28 protein-coding genes are annotated in these 17,735 nt (G+C 66.2%); all 28 read right to left on the minus strand.

Features of this window, described 5'->3' with window-relative positions; all coding sequences use genetic code 11:
* Window positions 1-62: 62 nt before the first annotated feature.
* The 28 genes from J2Y58_RS03620 to rpsL all read right to left on the minus strand — a co-directional run bounded on the left by J2Y58_RS03620 (window position 63) and on the right by rpsL (window position 17,708).
* Window positions 63-332 (minus strand): hypothetical protein, encoded by a 270-nt coding sequence (locus J2Y58_RS03620; RefSeq protein WP_310098794.1) that lies wholly within the window; start codon window positions 330-332, stop codon window positions 63-65.
* A 356-nt stretch (window positions 333-688) separates the two neighbouring features.
* Window positions 689-1,345 carry an adenylate kinase gene (locus J2Y58_RS03625; RefSeq protein WP_310098796.1) on the minus strand — a complete coding sequence of 219 codons (657 nt, stop codon included), beginning with the start codon at window positions 1,343-1,345 and terminating at the stop codon, window positions 689-691.
* Between the two features lie 42 nt (window positions 1,346-1,387).
* A complete protein-coding gene (gene secY / locus J2Y58_RS03630; RefSeq protein ID WP_310098798.1) occupies window positions 1,388-2,734 on the minus strand; it encodes a preprotein translocase subunit SecY in 1,347 nt (448 codons plus the stop codon).
* Window positions 2,735-2,941: 207 nt separating this feature from the next.
* The gene (gene rplO, locus J2Y58_RS03635) at window positions 2,942-3,463 is read right to left on the minus strand and encodes a 50S ribosomal protein L15 (protein WP_310098801.1); all 522 of its coding nucleotides are present in this window, start codon (window positions 3,461-3,463) and stop codon (window positions 2,942-2,944) included.
* A gap of 96 nt (window positions 3,464-3,559) precedes the next feature.
* Window positions 3,560-3,739 carry a 50S ribosomal protein L30 gene (gene rpmD, locus J2Y58_RS03640; protein ID WP_028966606.1) on the minus strand — a complete coding sequence of 60 codons (180 nt, stop codon included), beginning with the start codon at window positions 3,737-3,739 and terminating at the stop codon, window positions 3,560-3,562.
* 6 nt (window positions 3,740-3,745) lie between these two features.
* A complete protein-coding gene (rpsE, locus tag J2Y58_RS03645) occupies window positions 3,746-4,504 on the minus strand; it encodes a 30S ribosomal protein S5 (RefSeq protein WP_310098806.1) in 759 nt (252 codons plus the stop codon).
* Between the two features lie 3 nt (window positions 4,505-4,507).
* The gene (rplR, locus tag J2Y58_RS03650) at window positions 4,508-4,858 is read right to left on the minus strand and encodes a 50S ribosomal protein L18 (RefSeq protein ID WP_310098808.1); all 351 of its coding nucleotides are present in this window, start codon (window positions 4,856-4,858) and stop codon (window positions 4,508-4,510) included.
* Window positions 4,855-5,388: a 50S ribosomal protein L6 gene (gene rplF, locus J2Y58_RS03655; RefSeq protein WP_310098810.1), complete on the minus strand. Its 534-nt coding sequence runs from the start codon at window positions 5,386-5,388 to the stop codon at window positions 4,855-4,857. Before rplF ends, rplR begins: the two co-directional genes overlap by 4 nt.
* The gene (gene rpsH, locus J2Y58_RS03660; RefSeq protein ID WP_028966610.1) at window positions 5,388-5,783 is read right to left on the minus strand and encodes a 30S ribosomal protein S8; all 396 of its coding nucleotides are present in this window, start codon (window positions 5,781-5,783) and stop codon (window positions 5,388-5,390) included. Before rpsH ends, rplF begins: the two co-directional genes overlap by 1 nt.
* A 9-nt stretch (window positions 5,784-5,792) precedes the next feature.
* Window positions 5,793-6,098: a 30S ribosomal protein S14 gene (gene rpsN / locus J2Y58_RS03665; RefSeq protein WP_028966611.1), complete on the minus strand. Its 306-nt coding sequence runs from the start codon at window positions 6,096-6,098 to the stop codon at window positions 5,793-5,795.
* 18 nt (window positions 6,099-6,116) lie between these two features.
* Window positions 6,117-6,707, minus strand: coding sequence for a 50S ribosomal protein L5 (gene rplE / locus J2Y58_RS03670; protein ID WP_310098815.1), 591 nt, complete (start codon window positions 6,705-6,707; stop codon window positions 6,117-6,119).
* The gene (gene rplX, locus J2Y58_RS03675) at window positions 6,700-7,017 is read right to left on the minus strand and encodes a 50S ribosomal protein L24 (protein ID WP_310098818.1); all 318 of its coding nucleotides are present in this window, start codon (window positions 7,015-7,017) and stop codon (window positions 6,700-6,702) included. Before rplX ends, rplE begins: the two co-directional genes overlap by 8 nt.
* On the minus strand, window positions 7,017-7,385 hold the full coding sequence (gene rplN, locus J2Y58_RS03680; RefSeq protein ID WP_007406105.1) for a 50S ribosomal protein L14: 369 nt from the start codon (window positions 7,383-7,385) through the stop codon (window positions 7,017-7,019). The genes rplX and rplN overlap by 1 nt, the downstream gene beginning before the upstream one ends.
* Before the next feature lie 224 nt (window positions 7,386-7,609).
* Window positions 7,610-7,882, minus strand: a complete 273-nt coding sequence (gene rpsQ / locus J2Y58_RS03685) for a 30S ribosomal protein S17 (protein ID WP_310098821.1) — start codon at window positions 7,880-7,882, stop codon at window positions 7,610-7,612.
* A 13-nt stretch (window positions 7,883-7,895) separates the two neighbouring features.
* A complete protein-coding gene (gene rpmC / locus J2Y58_RS03690; RefSeq protein ID WP_310098824.1) occupies window positions 7,896-8,102 on the minus strand; it encodes a 50S ribosomal protein L29 in 207 nt (68 codons plus the stop codon).
* Between the two features lies 1 nt (window position 8,103).
* Entirely contained in the window at window positions 8,104-8,538 is a 435-nt protein-coding gene (gene rplP, locus J2Y58_RS03695) for a 50S ribosomal protein L16 (RefSeq protein WP_310098826.1), read from the minus strand.
* A gap of 12 nt (window positions 8,539-8,550) precedes the next feature.
* Window positions 8,551-9,258, minus strand: a complete 708-nt coding sequence (gene rpsC / locus J2Y58_RS03700; protein ID WP_310098829.1) for a 30S ribosomal protein S3 — start codon at window positions 9,256-9,258, stop codon at window positions 8,551-8,553.
* Window positions 9,258-9,635, minus strand: coding sequence for a 50S ribosomal protein L22 (gene rplV / locus J2Y58_RS03705; RefSeq protein WP_310098833.1), 378 nt, complete (start codon window positions 9,633-9,635; stop codon window positions 9,258-9,260). Before rplV ends, rpsC begins: the two co-directional genes overlap by 1 nt.
* Window positions 9,635-9,910, minus strand: a complete 276-nt coding sequence (rpsS, locus tag J2Y58_RS03710) for a 30S ribosomal protein S19 (protein ID WP_198352437.1) — start codon at window positions 9,908-9,910, stop codon at window positions 9,635-9,637. The genes rplV and rpsS overlap by 1 nt, the downstream gene beginning before the upstream one ends.
* Complete coding sequence (rplB, locus tag J2Y58_RS03715; RefSeq protein ID WP_310098836.1) at window positions 9,910-10,743, minus strand: 50S ribosomal protein L2; 834 nt, start codon at window positions 10,741-10,743, stop codon at window positions 9,910-9,912. Before rplB ends, rpsS begins: the two co-directional genes overlap by 1 nt.
* Before the next feature lies 1 nt (window position 10,744).
* A complete protein-coding gene (locus tag J2Y58_RS03720) occupies window positions 10,745-11,059 on the minus strand; it encodes a 50S ribosomal protein L23 (protein WP_310098839.1) in 315 nt (104 codons plus the stop codon).
* On the minus strand, window positions 11,052-11,666 hold the full coding sequence (rplD, locus tag J2Y58_RS03725; RefSeq protein WP_310098842.1) for a 50S ribosomal protein L4: 615 nt from the start codon (window positions 11,664-11,666) through the stop codon (window positions 11,052-11,054). The genes J2Y58_RS03720 and rplD overlap by 8 nt, the downstream gene beginning before the upstream one ends.
* Before the next feature lie 3 nt (window positions 11,667-11,669).
* Window positions 11,670-12,401: a 50S ribosomal protein L3 gene (gene rplC / locus J2Y58_RS03730; protein WP_310098845.1), complete on the minus strand. Its 732-nt coding sequence runs from the start codon at window positions 12,399-12,401 to the stop codon at window positions 11,670-11,672.
* 292 nt (window positions 12,402-12,693) lie between these two features.
* On the minus strand, window positions 12,694-13,002 hold the full coding sequence (gene rpsJ / locus J2Y58_RS03735) for a 30S ribosomal protein S10 (protein WP_007406109.1): 309 nt from the start codon (window positions 13,000-13,002) through the stop codon (window positions 12,694-12,696).
* Window positions 13,003-13,214: 212 nt separating this feature from the next.
* Window positions 13,215-14,411 carry an elongation factor Tu gene (gene tuf, locus J2Y58_RS03740; protein WP_310098848.1) on the minus strand — a complete coding sequence of 399 codons (1,197 nt, stop codon included), beginning with the start codon at window positions 14,409-14,411 and terminating at the stop codon, window positions 13,215-13,217.
* A gap of 209 nt (window positions 14,412-14,620) precedes the next feature.
* Window positions 14,621-16,714 (minus strand): elongation factor G, encoded by a 2,094-nt coding sequence (fusA, locus tag J2Y58_RS03745; RefSeq protein ID WP_310098851.1) that lies wholly within the window; start codon window positions 16,712-16,714, stop codon window positions 14,621-14,623.
* Between the two features lie 108 nt (window positions 16,715-16,822).
* A complete protein-coding gene (rpsG, locus tag J2Y58_RS03750; protein WP_058754871.1) occupies window positions 16,823-17,293 on the minus strand; it encodes a 30S ribosomal protein S7 in 471 nt (156 codons plus the stop codon).
* A gap of 43 nt (window positions 17,294-17,336) precedes the next feature.
* Complete coding sequence (gene rpsL, locus J2Y58_RS03755) at window positions 17,337-17,708, minus strand: 30S ribosomal protein S12 (protein WP_022691828.1); 372 nt, start codon at window positions 17,706-17,708, stop codon at window positions 17,337-17,339.
* Between the last annotated feature and the right edge of the window lie 27 nt (window positions 17,709-17,735).

A 17,735-nucleotide genomic window follows, 5' to 3' on the forward strand; every position in this document is an offset into this window, starting at 1 on the left:
TACATGCCGCCGGGAATCGGTGGTTCGGAAGAGAGAGCCGTTAGGCGCGCGGTAACGTCGTGTCAAGCAATGGGTTCCCCACCGCCCGTCGTGCCGGCACGCTCGATCACCCGTAACTGCCACCAGCGCCGCATCGCGACGACGAACCAGGCCAGTTCGACCAGTCCGAACGGCCACGCCCCCTGGAGGAACCCGTACGCCGATCCCAGAAGACAGCCGATCGCGAACAGCAACGTCCAATAGGCTGCCCGCGCCTCCATTGCATAGCAGATCAGCGTGAAGCTGACGGCGAACAGGCCGAAGGCGGAAAGCGCATCCATCCGCCCCGTCATGCAGGAGCCAGTGGCGCGCCGCTACCTCCTTCGCAGGCTTTGCGGCTCCCCCCAACCGTTCGTGCTGAGCTCGTCGAAGCACGGGCGCCGGGCGGAGCGCCTGGAAAACACGCACTTCGACGGACTCAGTGCGAACGGAACGGGGCGCCGGATGCTGACCGGCACATACGAAAGGGCCGGCGGAGGACAGGGAACCTCCGCCGGCCATCGTCGCCCTGTCGGGAGTTCGGGCGACGATCAGTGCCATCGCCTCGGGGGAGAGGAGCGATGGGGCAGCGGGTTTCTCGCCGCCTCCCGATCGTCTCTACGCGCCCTTACCCCACCGCGGCGTTACGCGACCATGAACTTTCGGTCACTTATGCCGCTGGCGCCGTTTTCAGGATGGCTTCGATCTGCGCGGTCACCGCGTCCATCGCGCCCATCCCGTCGACGCGCGACACCAGCCCGCGCGCTTCGTAGATCGGAATGATCGGCGCGGTCTTGGCGCGGTATTCGGCCATGCGCGTGCGCACGGTGTCCTCGTTGTCGTCGGGCCGACGCTTGAACTCGTGCGCGCCGCACACGTCGCAGGTCCTCTCGACCTTCGGCTGCTTGAAGCGGTCGTGATAGCCCGTCCCGCAGTTCGCGCAGGTGAAGCGTCCGACGATCCGCTCGACCAGCGCATCCTCGTCGACCTCCAGCTCGATCACCGCATCGAGCTTCTGCCCGCGCTCGTCGAGCAGCAGGTCGAGCGCCTCAGCCTGCGCGGCGGTCCGCGGGTAGCCGTCGAAGATCGCGCCGTTCGCGGTGCCCGAGTCGAGCCGCTCGCCGATCAGCGCGGAGACGATCGCATCGCTGACCAGTTCGCCGGCTTCCATCACCGCCTTGGCCTGCAATCCGACCGGGGTCCCGGCCTTGACCGCGGCGCGCAGCATGTCGCCGGTCGACAGCTGCACCAGCCCGTGCTGTTCGACCAGCCGCTGCGCCTGGGTTCCCTTGCCCGCCCCCGGCGGCCCGAGCAGAATGATGTTCACCGAACTCTCCCCTTTTCGCCCGTCCCTGTCGGGCGTCATGCCTCAGCGGCGGCGCGCGCCCTTCAGCTTCGCCTTCTTGATGAGGTCGCCGTACTGGTGCGCCAGCAGGTGCGACTGGATCTGCGTCACCGTGTCCATCGTGACGTTGACGACGATCAGCAGCGAGGTGCCGCCCAGATAGAAGGGGATCGACAGCGCCGACACCAGATATTCGGGCACGACGCAGATGAAGGTCAGGTACGCCGCCCCGATCACCGTGATGCGCGTCAGAACGTAGTCGAAATAGCTCTCGGTGTTCTTGCCCGGACGGATGCCGGGGATGAACCCGCCGTAGCGCTTCAGATTCTCCGCCGTCTCCTCCGGGTTGAAGACCACCGCGGTGTAGAAGAACGAGAAGAAGATGATGCCCGCGGCATAGAGCGCCATATAGACCGGCGAGCCGTGCTGGAGATACTGGTTCAGCCCGATCAGGATATCGCCGAAGCGGCTCTCGCCTGCGACGCGGTTGCCCGCGAACTGCGTGATCGTCAGCGGCAGCAGCAGCAGCGACGAGGCGAAGATCGGCGGGATCACGCCCGCGGTGTTGATCTTCAGCGGCAGGTGGCTGCGGTCCGCCTGCATCCCGCGCTGCGTCTGGCGCTTGGGATATTGGATCAGGATGCGGCGCTGCGCACGCTCCATGAAGCAGATCAGCAGGATCAGCCCGACGACGACCAGGATGATCGCGATGATCGACACCGCGCTGGTCGATCCCGAGCGCCCGCCCTCCAGCAGGTTGAGCAGCGTCGTCGGCAGATGCGCGACGATGCCGGCCATGATGATGAGCGATACGCCATTGCCGATGCCGCGGCTGGTGATCTGCTCGCCCAGCCACATCAGGAACATCGTGCCCCCGATCAGCGAAATGACCGCGCCCACGCGGAACAGCATCCCCGGCTCGATCACCGCGCCGCCGGCCTCCAGCCCGCGGGCGATGAAATAGCCCTGCACCGCGGTCAGCGCGACGGTGCCGTAGCGGGTATATTGATTGAGCTTCTTGCGCCCCGACTCGCCCTCCTTCTTGATCGCGGCGAGCTGCGGGCTGAGCGACGTCGCCAGCTGCACGACGATCGACGCCGTGATGTACGGCATCACGCCCAGCGCGATCAGCGACGCGCGCGACAGCGAACCGCCCGAGAAGGTGTTGAAGAAGTCGAGCACGCCGCCCTTCATCCGCTCGGCAAGCACGCCGAGCTGCGTCGGGTCGATCCCCGGCAGCGGCACGTAGCTGAGCAGACGGAAGACGATCAGCGCGCCGATCGTGAACCACAGTCGCTTCTTGAGGTCGGTAGCCTGCGAGAACTTCGCGAGGCTGATGCTCTGCGCCATCTGGTCGGCTGCGGATGCCATCGTGTCGGTGTATCCTGGAAACGAAGAACGGCGGGATGCGTTTGTACCGCCCCGCCGCTCATATAGGCGCTTGGCGCGCCTTGTCTAACCCGGTGAGCCGTCGAAGTCGGAAAGCCGGGCCCGGAACGGTGACGCCGCGCTGTGCCGCATCGATCCGGAAACGCGAAAGTGGCGCGACAGATGCCGCGCCCCCCCTTTGCGATGGCGTTACGCCTGCTTGCGCGCGGCCTGCGCGGTGCGGTGCTTGGCCTTGGCCTTCTCCGCGGCCGGCACGATCTCCGGCACGGTGACCGAGCCACCTGCCTTCTCGATCGCCTCGCGCGCCGACGCCGAAACGCCCGCGACGGTGAAGTTCAGCTTCGCCGAATACTCGCCCTTGGCGAGCACGCGGACGCCGTCCTTGCCGCCACGCGCCAGACCAGCGGCCTTCAGCGCGGCGTGGTCGATGTCGGTGCCGGTCAGCTTGCCTGAATCGATCGCCTTCTGGATCGCGCCCAGGTTCACCTCGGCATAATCCTTGGCGAAGATGTTGTTGAAGCCGCGCTTCGGCAGCCGCATGTGGAGCGGCATCTGACCGCCCTCGAAGCCGGCGATCGACACGCCTTCGCGGCTCTTCTGGCCCTTCTGGCCGCGACCGCCGGTCTTGCCCTTGCCCGAGCCGATGCCGCGACCGACGCGGATCTTGCGGTGACGGGCGCCCTGGTTGTCGCTGAGTTCGTTGAGCTTCATGATATGCACTCGCTTTCGCTTTTGTCGCGCTGAAATGAGGAAGGGGGCCGGTTAGCCCCCTTCCGTCGTCTTGTCACGGGTGAAGTGACGAAGGGCTCAGCCCTCCACCACCTCGACCATGTGCTGCACCTTGCGGATCATCCCGCGGACCGACTCGGTATCTTCGAGCTCGGACACCTTGTGCATCTTGTTCAGGCCCAGCCCGACGAGGGTCGCGCGCTGGTCCTTGGTGCGCCGGATCGGCGATCCGGTCTGCTTCACCTTGATGGTCGCCATGTCGCCTTACTCCACCACGGCCGCGGCTTCCGCCTCGGCAGTCTGCGCATCGGCACCGTGGGCGCGGCCCAGCAGGTCGGCGATCTTCTTGCCGCGACGCTGTGCCACCGCCTTCGGCGAGGTCTGGTTGCCCAGCGCCTCGAACGTCGCGCGGATCATGTTGTACGGGTTCGACGTGCCGACCGACTTGGTCACGACGTCATGGACGCCCAGGCTCTCGAAGACGGCGCGCATCGGGCCGCCCGCGATGATCCCGGTGCCCTGCGGCGCCGAGCGGACGGTGACGCGGCCGGCACCGAAGTGGCCGTTGCCGTCGTGGTGCAGCGTGCGCCCTTCCTTGAGCGGCACGCGCATCATCTTCTTCTTCGCGGCAGCGGTCGCCTTCGAGATCGCCTCCGGCACCTCGCGCGCCTTGCCGTGACCGAAGCCGACGCGACCCTTGCCGTCGCCCACCACGACCAGCGCCGCGAAGCCGAAGCGCTTGCCGCCCTTCACCGTCTTCGAGACGCGGTTGATGTGGACCAGCTTCTCGATCAGCTCTTCGCCGCCGTCGTCCTGGTTGCGACGGTCGTCGCGACGCCCGCCACGACCGTCACGGCCGCCGCGTCCGCCACCCGGACCGCCACGGCCGCCGCCCGGGCCGCCGCGACCGCGGCCGCCACGCGCACCGCGCTCGCCACCGCCGTGCTGCTGCCCCGCATCCTGCGGCGCGCCGGCGTCGGCATTCTCCACAGCCTGCGGCTGCTGGTTGTTCTCGTCAGCCATCTCTTAGAACTCCAGTCCGGCTTCGCGCGCCGCCTCGGCCAGCGCCCTCACGCGGCCGTGGAACAGGAAACCGCCACGATCGAACACGACCTGCGTGACGCCGGCGGCCTTGGCGGCCTCCGCCACGCGCTTGCCGACGGCGGCAGCCGCCTCGGCATTCGCGGTCTTGCCCTCGTGCCCGGCCAGCGTCGACGCCGAGGCCACGGTGCGGCCCTGCGCGTCGTCGATGACCTGCGCATAGATGTGCTTGCCCGAGCGGTGCACGGACAGGCGCGGACGGGTGCCCGCCCGCGCGCGCAGCGCGGTACGGTTGCGGCGACGCCGCTTCTCGAAAAGCGAAAGACCCTTGGTCACTTCTTCTTCCCTTCCTTGCGGAAGATGAACTCGCCCGCGTACTTGATGCCCTTGCCCTTGTACGGCTCGGGCTTGCGCCAGCGGCGGATCTCGGCGGCCAGCTGGCCCACCTTCTGCTTGTCCGCACCGCTGATCTCGACGGTGGTCGCGTCCGGCGTCTTCACCTCGATGCCTTCCGGCACGTCGATGTTGACGTCGTGGCTGTAGCCGAGCTGCAGCTTCAGGGTCTTGCCCTGCGCGGCGGCGCGGTAGCCGACGCCGGTGATCAGCAGCTTCTTGCTGAAGCCGTCGGTCACACCGGTCACCAGGTTCTGCACCATCGTGCGCTGCATGCCCCAGAAGGCGCGCGCGCGCTTGGTGTCGTTCGCCGGCTGCACGCCGATCGAATCGCCCTGCACGTCGTACGAGATGAGGTCCGACAGCGGCATCGTCAGGGTGCCCTTGGGGCCCTTGACCGACAGCTCGTTGCCGGTGCGGGTCGCGGTCACGCCCGAGGGGATCGGGACCGCCTTCTTGCCGATGCGGCTCATCAGAACACCTCCGCCAGCACTTCGCCGCCGACGTTCTGCTCGCGCGCTTCCGCATCGGAAAGCACGCCGCGCGGCGTCGAGACGATGGTGATGCCCAGGCCGTTCATCACGCGCGGCAGGTCCTGCGACCCGCTGTAGATGCGGCGGCCGGGCTTGGAGACGCGCGCGACGTGCTTGATCGCGGGCTGGCCCTCGAAATACTTCAGCTCGATGCGCACGCCGGCGGCGGGGCCCATCTGCTCCTCCGAATAGCCACGGATGTAGCCTTCGCGCTGGAGCACGTCGAGCACGCGGACGCGCAGCTTCGACGACGGCGACAGGACGCTGTCCTTGCGCGCGCGCTGGCCGTTGCGGATACGGGTGAGCAGGTCACCCAGGGGATCGGTCACTGCCATGTTACGTCCTTACCAGCTCGACTTGGTGAGACCCGGGATCAGGCCCTTGTTGGCCAGATCGCGCAGCATCACACGGGCAAGCCCGAACTTGCGGTAGTACGCACGCGGACGACCGGTCAGCGCGCAGCGGTTGCGGATACGCGTGGGGTTCGCGTTGCGCGGCAGCTCGGCCATCTTCAGCCGCGCGATGAGACGCTCGGTCTCGTCGAGCGACTGGTCGTTGGCCTGCGCCTTCAGCTTCGCCAGCTTGGGCGCATACTGCGCCACCAGCTTCTTGCGACGCTCGTTCTTGTTCACGGAACTCAGTTTCGCCATGGACTTAAGCTCTCTTTGTTACGCAGCCTGACGCGGCGCATCGGCCGTCGTCTCTTCCTGCGGGAACGGGAAGCCGAACAGACGCAGCAGCTCGCGCGCCTCGTCGTCGGTCTTCGCGGTCGTGGTCACGATCACGTCCATGCCGCGCACCTTGTCGATGCGGTCATAGTTGATCTCCGGGAACACGATCTGCTCCTTGATGCCGCAGGCATAGTTGCCGCGACCGTCGAAGCTCTTCGGGTTCAGCCCGCGGAAGTCGCGGACGCGCGGGAGCGCGATGGTGATGAAGCGATCGAGGAACTCGTACATGCGCTCGCGACGCAGCGTCACCTTGACGCCGATCGGCATGCCCTCGCGCAGCTTGAACTGCGCGATCGACTTCTTCGCCTTGGTGATCACCGGCTTCTGGCCCGCGATCAGCTCCATCTCCGACGCGGCCTGGTCGACGCGCTTCTTGTCCTGCGTCGCTTCGCCCACGCCCATGTTGAGCACGATCTTCTCGATGCGCGGGATTTCCAGCGCGTTCTTGTAACCGAACTTCTCGGTCATCGCCGCGACGATGCGATCGTCGTAGATCGCCTTCATGCGGGGCTTGTAGGCGTCAGCCATCGATCTTCTCCCCGGTCTTGACGGCCACGCGGACCTTCTTGCCGTCCTGCGTCTCGAAACGGACGCGGGTCGGCTTGCCGTCGGCGGTGACGTGCGCCACCTTCGAGATGTGCAGCGGAGCCTCGACCTTCTCGAGGCCGCCCTGCGGGTTCGCCTGGCTCGGCTTGCGGTGGCGCGTCGCGACGTTGACGCCGCCCACGATCACCTTGCCGTCACGCGGCATCGACGCGGTCACGGTGCCGGTCTTGCCCTTGTCCTTGCCGGACAGGACGATGACCTGATCGCCCTTCTTGATCTTCGCGGCAGCCATTACAGCACCTCCGGAGCCAGCGAGATGATCTTCATGTGCTTCTTGCCACGAAGTTCGCGCACCACCGGGCCAAAGATACGGGTGCCGATCGGCTCCTCGTTCTTGTTGACCAGCACCGCGGCGTTGCCGTCGAAACGGATCACCGAACCGTCGGCGCGACGGATGTCCTTGGCGGTACGCACGATCACCGCGCGGTGAACGTCGCCCTTCTTCACGCGGCCCCGCGGCTGCGCTTCCTTGACGCTGACGACGATGATGTCGCCGACGCTGGCCGTGCGGCGCTTGGACCCGCCAAGCACCTTGATGCACTGCACCCGCTTCGCGCCGCTGTTGTCAGCGACGTCGAGATTGGATTGCATCTGGATCACTGATCCGCTTCCTTCTCGCTCATGGGGTGGATACCGACCCAACCCCGCCTATAAAAAACGACCCCCGGCGGCGGGCATGACCCGCGCCAGGGGGAGCGGTCCGGTAACCGCTCCGAAGGGAGAAGGCAAGCCCCCGCCCCCACGTCGTCCCCCGCCCGCTCATGTGGTCTCCGGCCGTGGCCGGACCCTGCACGAAACGGTGCGAGGCACTCGGTCATCGACGCTTACGCGTCGACGTCGACCCGCTCCGGCGCCACGTGCGTGTTCACGCGGTCCAGGACCTTCCAGGTCTTCAGCTTGGACATCGGCGCGATCTCTTCGATGCGCACCGTTTCGCCCTGCTTGTACTCGTTCGCCTCGTCATGGGCGTGGTACTTCTTCGAACGGCGGATGATCTTGCCGTAGAGCGGGTGCTTGACCTTGCGCTCCACGTTCACGACCACCGTCTTCTCGCCCTTGTCGGAGACGATCACTCCGGTCAGCACGCGCTTCGGCATGTGCGTCGTCCTCTTACTTGGCCGCAGCGGCAGCGTTGCGCTGCGCCTGCAGGGTCTTGATGCGGGCGATGTCCTTGCGGACCTCGCGCACGCGGCTCGGCTTCTCGAGCTGGCTCGTCGCCGCCTGGAAGCGCAGGTTGAACTGCTCGCGCTTCAGGTTGCCCAGGCTCTCGGCGAGCTGGTCGTCGCTCTGGCCGTTATAGTCGGTCTTGTTCGCCATCTTACTCGCCTCCCAGGTGCGAGGTGTCGCCGAGGCGCGCCACGACCTTGGTCTTGATCGGCAGCTTCATCGCGGCGCGGCTGAACGCCTCCGCAGCCAGCTGGCCCTCGACGCCGTCGAGCTCGAACAGGATCCGGCCCGGCTTCACGCGCGCCGCCCAGAATTCCGGCGAACCCTTACCCGAGCCCATGCGGACTTCGGCGGGCTTGCTCGACACCGGCACGTCCGGGAACACGCGGATCCACAGACGCCCCTGGCGCTTGATGTGACGCGTGATCGCGCGGCGGGCCGCCTCGATCTGGCGCGCGGTGATACGATCCGGCTCCATCGCCTTGAGGCCGTAGGAGCCGAAGTTCAGCGACGTGCCGCCCTTGGCGTCGCCGTGGATACGGCCCTTGAACGCCTTGCGGAACTTGGTGCGCTTCGGTTGCAACATGTCCGGTATTCCTTAGCGACGGTCGTCGCGCGCGGGGCGCACGCCGGAGGTCTGTGCCTCCATCATGAGGCGGTCGGTCGCGAGCGGGTCGTGGCCGAGGATCTCGCCCTTGAACACCCACACCTTCACGCCGCAGACGCCGTACGCGGTGTGCGCCTCGGCATGGGCGTAGTCGATGTTCGCGCGCAGCGTGTGCAGCGGCACGCGGCCCTCGCGGTAGCTCTCCGAGCGCGCGATTTCCGCACCGCCCAGACGACCACCGCAATACACCTTGATGCCGTCGGCGCCCAGGCGCATCGCGGACTGCACCGCGCGCTTCATGGCGCGGCGGAACGCGATACGACGCTCCAGCTGGTCGGCGATGCCCTGCGCGATCAGCTTGGCATCGACTTCCGGCTTGCGGATCTCGACGATGTTCAGCGACACGTCCGAGCTGGTCATCGCGCCGAGCGTCTTGCGCAGCTTCTCGATGTCCGAGCCCTTCTTGCCGATGATGACACCGGGGCGCGCGGCGAAGATCGAGATCCGGCACAGCTTGGCCGGACGGTCGATCACCACCTTGGAGATCGCCGCCTGCGGCAGCGTCTTCAGGATGTACTCGCGGATCTTCAGATCCTCGAGCAGCAGCTTCTTATAGTCCTGCCCTTCCGCGAACCAGCGGCTGTCCCAGGTGCGGTTGATCTGCAGGCGCAGACCGATCGGGTTGCTCTTGTGACCCATTACGCTTCTTCCTGCTCGCGCACGACGATCCGCAGCCGCGAGAACGGCTTCAGGATGCGGGTGGACTTGCCGCGGCCGCGCGTGGCGAACCGCTTCATGGTGATCGACTTGCCGACCGACGCCTCGGCGACGACCAAAGCGTCGACGTCGAGGTTGTGGTTGTTCTCGGCATTGGCGATGGCCGAGGCCAGCACCTTGCGCGCGTCGACCGCCATCGCCTTCTTCGAGAAGGCCAGGATGTTCATCGCGTCGGCGGCGGTGCGACCACGGATCAGGCCCGCGACCAGGTTCAGCTTCTGCGCCGAACCACGGATCTGCGTGCCGACCGACAGCGCTTCCTTCTCGCCGACCTTGCGGGGGGATGCAGGCTTGCTCATCAGCGCTTGCCCTTCTTGTCAGCCGCGTGACCCGGGAAATAGCGGGTCGGCGCGAATTCGCCGAGCTTCATGCCGACCATGTCCTCGTTGACCGAGACGGGCACGAACTTGCGGCCGTTGTAGACCGAGAACGTCAGGCCGACGAACTGCGGCAGGATGGTGGAGCGACGCGACCAGGTCTTGATCGGCGCGCGGCCACCGGCGTCCTGCGCGGCTTCGGCCTTCTTGAGCAGGCTCAGTTCGACGAACGGGCCCTTCCAGACGGAGCGCGCCATTACTTCTTCCTCGCGTGACGGCTACGGATGATCATCTTGTCCGTCGCCTTGTTGTGGCGCGTGCGCGCACCCTTGGTCGGCTTGCCCCACGGCGTCACCGGATGGCGACCGCCCGAGGTCCGGCCTTCACCACCGCCGTGCGGGTGGTCGACCGGGTTCTTCGCCACGCCGCGCGTCAGCGGGCGCGAGCCCATCCAGCGCGAACGACCGGCCTTGCCGAGGTTCTGGTTCTGGTTGTCCGGGTTGGACACCGCACCGACCGTCGCCATGCAGTCGCCGTGGATGTAGCGCTGCTCGCCCGAATTCAGGCGGACGATGACCATGCCGCGGTCACGACCGACGACCTGGACGTAGGTGCCCGCCGAACGCGCGATCTGGCCGCCCTTGCCCGGCTTCATCTCGACGTTGTGGACGATCGTGCCGACCGGGACCTGCGCCAGCTCCATGGCGTTGCCCGGCTTCACGTCGGTCTTCTTGCCCGCGACCACCTTGTCACCGACGGCAAGCCGCTGCGGCGCGATGATGTACGCCTGCTCGCCGTCCGCATAGGAGATCAGCGCGATGAACGCCGTGCGGTTCGGGTCGTATTCCAGCCGCTCGACCGTGCCCTCGGCGTCCCACTTGCGACGCTTGAAGTCGATGAAGCGATAGCGCTGCTTGTGGCCGCCCGCAATGCCGCGCGAGGTCACGTGGCCCTTGTTGTTGCGGCCGCCGGTCTTGCGCTTGCCTTCGGTCAGCGCCTTGACGGGCTTGCCCTTCCACAGCGACGACTTGTCGACGAGGATCAGGCCGCGCTGCGCCGGCGAGGTCGGGTTATAATGCTTGAGTGCCATCTTACTTGGCCCCCTCGGTGACGTCGATCGACTGCCCCTCGCGGAGCGTCACGATCGCCTTCTTCATGTCGGAGCGACGGTAGGGCGCACCCTTCCAGCGCTTGGTCTTGCCCTTCTGGACGATCGTGTTCACGCCGACGACGCTGACGTCGAACAGCGCTTCCACGGCCGCCTTAATCTCGGGCTTGGTCGCCTTGTTGGCGACCTTGAAGACCACCGCGTTCTGCTCGGAGAGCAGGGTCGCCTTCTCGGTGATGTGCGGCGCGACAATCACGTCGTAATGACGGTTGTCGATCGCCTTTGCCGGCTTAGCCATTGAAGCGCGCCTCCAGCTTCTCGACCGCCGCGCGCGTCAGCACCAGCGTGTCAGCCTTGATGATATCGTAGACGTTGGCGCCCACGGCAGGGAGCAGGTTCACGCCCGGCAGGTTGCGACCCGCGCGGAAGCCCTCGCCCGCCTCGCCGTCGATCACTAGCGTACGCTTGCCCGTGTTGAGCCCCGCGAAATGACCCTTCAGCTCCTTGGTCTTGGCGACCTCGAAGCCCTCCAGGACGATCAGCGACCCCGCCTTGGCGTGGCTGCTGAGCGCCATCTTCAGGCCCAGCGCGCGGATCTTCTTGTTCAGGCCCGGATTGAAATCGCGGACGCGGGCGCCGTGCGCCTTGCCGCCGCCGATGAACACCGGTGCGCGACGATCGCCGTGACGGGCGACGCCGCCGCCCTTCTGACGACCGAGCTTCTTGCCCGACCGTGCGACATCCGAACGCTCGCGGGTGCCGCGCGCGGTGGCGCGACGCTTCTCGAGCTGCCAGGTCACGACGCGGTGCAGGATGTCGGCGCGCGGATCGAGGCCGAAGACCTCGTCGTTGAGCTCGATATCCGCCGCGTCGGTGCCGGCGAAGGAAGAAACCTTGACCTTCACTTCTTAGCCCTCCTGGCTCTCGGCAGCTGCCGGAGCAGGCTCTGCGGAAACATTGTTGTTGGCGGCCTTGATCGACGCCGGGAACGGCGCGCTGTCATGCCGGGGCTGCTTGACCGCGTCCTTGACGAACAGCCAGCCGCCCTTGGAGCCGGGGACCGAACCCTTCACGAAGATCAGGCCACGCTCGACGTCGGTACCGACGATCTCGAGGTTCTGCTGCGTTCGGTTCTTGTCGCCCATGTGGCCCGCCATCTTCTTGTTCTTGAAGACGCGGCCCGGATCCTGACGGTTACCCGTCGAACCATGCGAACGGTGGCTGACCGACACGCCGTGCGTGGCGCGCAGACCGCCGAAGTTCCAGCGCTTCATCGCGCCGGCAAAGCCCTTGCCCTGCGTGCGGCCCTGGATGTCGACCAGCTGGCCGGCGACATAATGGTCCGCCGACAGTTCGGCGCCGACGTCGAGGAGGTTCTCTTCGCTCACGCGGAATTCGTGAACGATCGCCTTCGGCTCGACCTCGGCCTTGCCGAAGTGGCCGCGCTGCGGCTTGGCGACGTTCTTGGCCTTGGCGACACCTGCACCAAGCTGGACGGCGGTATAGCCGTCCCGGTCATTCTCGCGACGGGCGACGACCTGAAGCGCCTCGATCTGCAGGACGGTGACCGGCACGTGGCGGCCGTCGTCCTGGAACAGGCGGGTCATCCCCATTTTCTTCGCGATCACGCCAGTACGCATGATCCCTTGCTCCTTGACAGAGGCACCCTGAAGCCCATCCCCAGGGTGCTTGCGACCCGCGGCTTGCACCGCGGATCAGTCCGGCCCGGAATAGCGAAGCGTGCCCCCGTCCCGGGCTGGGCGCCCCTCGATACCGAGGGGCAGACGGGAGACGCTGGACCCGATCACCCGAAGGCGACCGGCGGTATCTCATGGTCGTCGGAGCGCCCGCTTCGCGAGCAGCTCGTCCGTTTCGTGCGATAAGCGAAACGACAAACCCGCGGGACTCACGTCAACCGCGGGAGCCGGCCGATTACGCCAGCTTGATCTCGACGTCAACACCGGCCGCCAGGTCGAGCTTCATCAGCGCGTCGACGGTCTGCGGGGTCGGCTGGACGATGTCGAGCATCCGCTTGTAGGTGCGGACCTCGAACTGCTCGCGCGACTTCTTGTCGATGTGCGGTCCACGGTTGACCGTGAACTTCTCGATGCGCGTCGGGAGCGGGATGGGACCACGGATAAGTGCGCCGGTGCGGCGCGCGGTGTCGGCGATGTCGCCGGTCGCCTGATCGAGCACGCGATGATCGAACGCCTTCAGGCGAATGCGGATGTTGCTGTCCATAGTCCCTACCAATGCGAAAGAGCGGGGCCCTGCCCTCTCCGACCTGCCGCGAACCGGCGTGCCGAATCAGGAGCACCTCTTGCTGTTCTCGAACCGAAAACCGAAGGGGCGGCATTACGGCCGCCCTCATAAAAAGGCAACCGCCCGGCGCACCTTTTCGGCGCACCGGGCGGAACCCTGTCGTACCGGACCGCTCGCGCGGTCCGTGACGCTTACTTGGAGATCGCGCTGACGACGCCCGCGCCGACGGTACGGCCACCCTCGCGGATGGTGAAGCGCTGGCCGACGTCCATCGCGATCGGGGCGATCAGCTTGATGCCCAGCGCGACGTTGTCGCCCGGCATGACCATCTCGGTGCCCTCGGGCAGCTCGACGGTGCCGGTCACGTCGGTCGTGCGGAAGTAGAACTGCGGACGATAGTTGGCGAAGAACGGCGTGTGACGGCCACCCTCGTCCTTCGACAGCACGTACACTTCCGACGAGAAGTCGGTGTGCGGCTTGATCGAGCCCGGCTTGCAGAGCACCTGGCCACGCTCGACCTCGTCACGGGCGACGCCGCGGATCAGCGCGCCGACGTTGTCGCCCGCCTGGCCCTGATCGAGCAGCTTGCGGAACATTTCCACGCCGGTGACGGTGGTCTTGCGGACGGTCGGGTGGATGCCGACGATCTCGACTTCCTCACCGACCTTGATGATGCCGGTCTCGACACGGCCGGTCACCACGGTGCCGCGACCCGAGATCGAGAAAACGTCTTCGATCGGCATCATGAACGGCTTGTCCAGCGGACGCTCCGGCTGCGGGATGTACTCGTCGACCGCCTTCATCAGCTCCATCACCGCATCGGTGCCGAGCTTCTGGTCCGAACCCGACAGCGCGCAGGTCGCCGAGCCCTTGATGATCGGAATGTCGTCGCCCGGGAACTCGTACGAGCTCAGCAGCTCGCGGACTTCCAGCTCGACCAGCTCGAGGATTTCCTCGTCGTCGACCAGGTCGACCTTGTTCATGAACACCACCATCGCCGGCACGCCGACCTGGCGGGCGAGCAGGATGTGCTCGCGGGTCTGCGGCATCGGGCCGTCGGTGGCCGACACGACCAGGATCGCGCCGTCCATCTGCGCCGCGCCGGTGATCATGTTCTTCACATAGTCGGCGTGACCCGGGCAGTCGACGTGCGCATAGTGACGGTTGGCGGTCTCGTACTCGACGTGCGCGGTCGAGATGGTGATGCCGCGCTCGCGCTCTTCCGGCGCCTTGTCGATGTTCGCGAAGTCGACCGCGGCGTTGCCCGCGACGTTCTCCGCCAGCACCTTGGTGATCGCTGCGGTCAGCGAGGTCTTGCCATGGTCGACGTGACCGATGGTGCCGATGTTCAGGTGCGGCTTGGTCCGCTCAAACTTAGCCTTGGCCATTGTTTCCCTACCTTCTGGATTTCACATGCAAGCCGCACGAGGACTCGCGTGAAGGCGGCCCCATAGCGGCTGTTTAACCGTTGTGCAAACCCCTGCCCTGTTCGGCGGGGGCCGACGGCGGAGGAAATCCGCCGTCGTCGGACCTCGGGCGAGCCCGAGGCCGGCCGGTCCGCATCGTCTCGGCGCCCGGCACGCCGGGCACCGTGCGATTACGCGAGCTTGGCCTTCACCTCGTCCGCGACGTTCTGCGGCACTTCGTCATAGTGCGAGAACTGCATCGAGTAGCTGGCACGGCCCTGCGTGAACGAGCGGAGCGAGTTCACATAGCCGAACATGTTCGCCAGCGGGACCATCGCGGTCACCGCCTGCGCGTTGCCGCGCGTGTCGGTGCCCTGGATCTGGCCACGGCGGCTGTTCATGTCGCCGATCACGTCGCCGAGGTAATCCTCCGGCGTCACGACCTCGACCTTCATCACCGGCTCGAGCAGCGTGATGCCGGCCTTCTGCGCGCCTTCGCGCATCGCACCGCGCGCGGTGATTTCGAACGCCAGCGCCGACGAGTCGACGTCGTGGTACGCGCCGTCATACAGCGTGATCTCGAAGTCGATGATCGGGAAGCCGACCAGCGAACCCGTCGCCGCGGTCTCGCGGAAGCCCTTTTCGATCGCCGGGATATACTCGCGCGGGATGTTGCCGCCCTTGATCTCGTCCTTGAAGATGATGCCAGCGCCGCGCTCGCCCGGCGTCAGCTTCACCTTCACACGACCGAACTGGCCGGTGCCGCCCGACTGCTTCTTGTGCGTGTAGTCGATGTCGACCGGCTTCTTGAGGTATTCGCGATACGCCACCTGCGGCGCACCGACGTTCGCCTCGACCTTGAACTCGCGCTTCATGCGGTCGACGAGGATCTCGAGGTGGAGCTCGCCCATCCCCTTGATGATCGTCTGGCCCGATTCGTGATCGGTCGACACGCGGAACGAGGGATCCTCGGCGGCCAGGCGGTTGAGCGCGATGCCCATCTTCTCCTGGTCGGCCTTGGTCTTCGGCTCCACCGACAGCTCGATCACCGGCTCCGGGAATTCCATGCGCTCCAGGATGATTGGGTGCGCCGGATCGCAGAGCGTGTCGCCGGTCGTCGTTTCCTTCAGGCCCGCGATCGCGACGATGTCGCCCGCGCGCGCCTCTTCGATGTCCTCACGCGAGTTCGCGTGCATGAGGAGCATACGACCGATCTTCTCCTTCTTGTCCTTCACCGAGTTCAGGTAGCCGCCCTTGGTCAGGACACCCGAATAGATGCGCGCGAAGGTCAGCGAGCCGACGAACGGGTCGTTCATGATCTTGAACGCCAGCGCCGAGAACGGCGCCTCGTCCGACGACGGGCGCTCGTCCGGCGTCTCGCCGTCCAGCTTCACGCCCTTGATCGCCGGCACGTCGAGCGGGCTCGGCAGGAAGTCGACGACCGCGTCGAGCAGCGGCTGCACGCCCTTGTTCTTGAACGCCGAGCCGCAGACGACCGGCACGAACGCCATGTTCAGCGTGCCCTTGCGGATCAGCTTCTTCAGCGTGGCGGTGTCGGGCTCGTTGCCCTCCAGATACGCCTCCATCGCCTCGTCGTCCTGCTCGACGGCGAGCTCGATCAGGTCGTTGCGATACTTCGCCGCCTTCTCGACCATGTCGTCGGGGATCGGCTGGTATTCGAACTTCGCGCCCAGCGACTCTTCGAGCCAGATGATCGCGCGGTTCTCGACCAGGTCGACCAGGCCCTTGAAGCCGCCCTCGATGCCGATCGGGAGATACAGAACGGCCGGCTTCGCGCCGAGGCGATCGATGATCGACTGCACGCAGAAATAGAAATCGGCGCCGGTGCGGTCGAGCTTGTTGACGAAGCACATGCGCGGCACGCCGTACTTGTCGGCCTGACGCCACACGGTTTCCGACTGCGGCTCCACGCCCGCGACGCCGTCGAAGCACGCGACCGCGCCGTCGAGCACGCGCAGCGAACGCTCGACCTCGATCGTGAAGTCGACGTGGCCCGGCGTGTCGATGATGTTGATCAGATGCTCGGGGCCCTTGCCCTCTTCGGCCTTCCACTTGCAGGTGGTGGCAGCCGACGTGATCGTGATCCCGCGCTCCTGCTCCTGCTCCATCCAGTCCATCGTGGCGGTGCCTTCGTGCACTTCGCCGATCTTGTAGGACTTGCCGGTGTAGTAAAGGATACGCTCGGTGGTCGTCGTCTTGCCGGCGTCGATATGCGCCATGATGCCGATATTGCGGTAGAGTTCGAGCGGATGGCTGCGGGCCATGATCGGGCTTCCTTAACGATGTGGGGAGCGCAGCGCGTCGGCCGGCTCCCCACGATATAGGTCAGATTTGAGACGCTTCCAAGACAGGCCGCGTCCGCATCGCCGGTGTTACCAGCGGTAGTGCGAGAAGGCGCGGTTCGCTTCCGCCATGCGGTGCGTGTCCTCGCGCTTCTTCACCGCGTTGCCGCGGTTGTTCGACGCGTCGAGCAGTTCGCCCGACAGCCGCGCCGACATCGTGTTCTCGCTGCGCGCGCGCGCCGCCGAGATCAGCCAGCGGATCGCCAGCGCCTGCGCACGCTCCGGACGAACCTCGACCGGCACCTGATAGGTCGCACCGCCGACGCGGCGGCTGCGGACTTCGATGCCCGGCTTGATGTTGTTCAGCGCGTCGTGGAACACGCCGATCGGCTCGCGCTTGGCGCGGGTCTCGACGGTGTTGAGCGCCGAATAGACGATGCCTTCCGCGACGGACTTCTTGCCGTCCAGCATCACCGAATTCATGAACTTGGAGAGAACCTCATCCCCGTACACGGGATCAGGCAGGATTTCCCGCTTCTCGGGACGACGACGACGCGCCATGATCTGTTACCTTTCAATCAGCTGGTGAGAATACGGGAGCGACTTACTTCGGCCGCTTCGCACCGTACTTCGACCGCGACTGCTTGCGGTCCTTGACGCCCTGCGTGTCGAGCACGCCGCGCAGCACGTGGTAACGCACGCCCGGAAGGTCGCGCACACGGCCGCCGCGGATCAGCACCACCGAGTGCTCCTGCAGGTTGTGGCCTTCGCCCGGGATGTAGCTGATGACTTCGCGCTGGTTCGTCAGGCGGACCTTGGCCACCTTGCGAAGCGCCGAGTTCGGCTTCTTCGGGGTCGTGGTATAGACACGGGTGCAGACGCCGCGCTTCTGCGGGTTCTGCTCCATCGCAGGGACCTTGCTCTTGGCCTTCTGCGGGTCGCGGCCCTTGCGGACCAGCTGGTTGATCGTCGGCATTGAAGCCTTCACCTTTCTGATAGGTTA

The sequence above is a fragment of the Sphingomonas sp. BE138 genome, assembly GCF_031456125.1.
In the GTDB taxonomy this organism is placed as follows: domain Bacteria; phylum Pseudomonadota; class Alphaproteobacteria; order Sphingomonadales; family Sphingomonadaceae; genus Sphingomonas.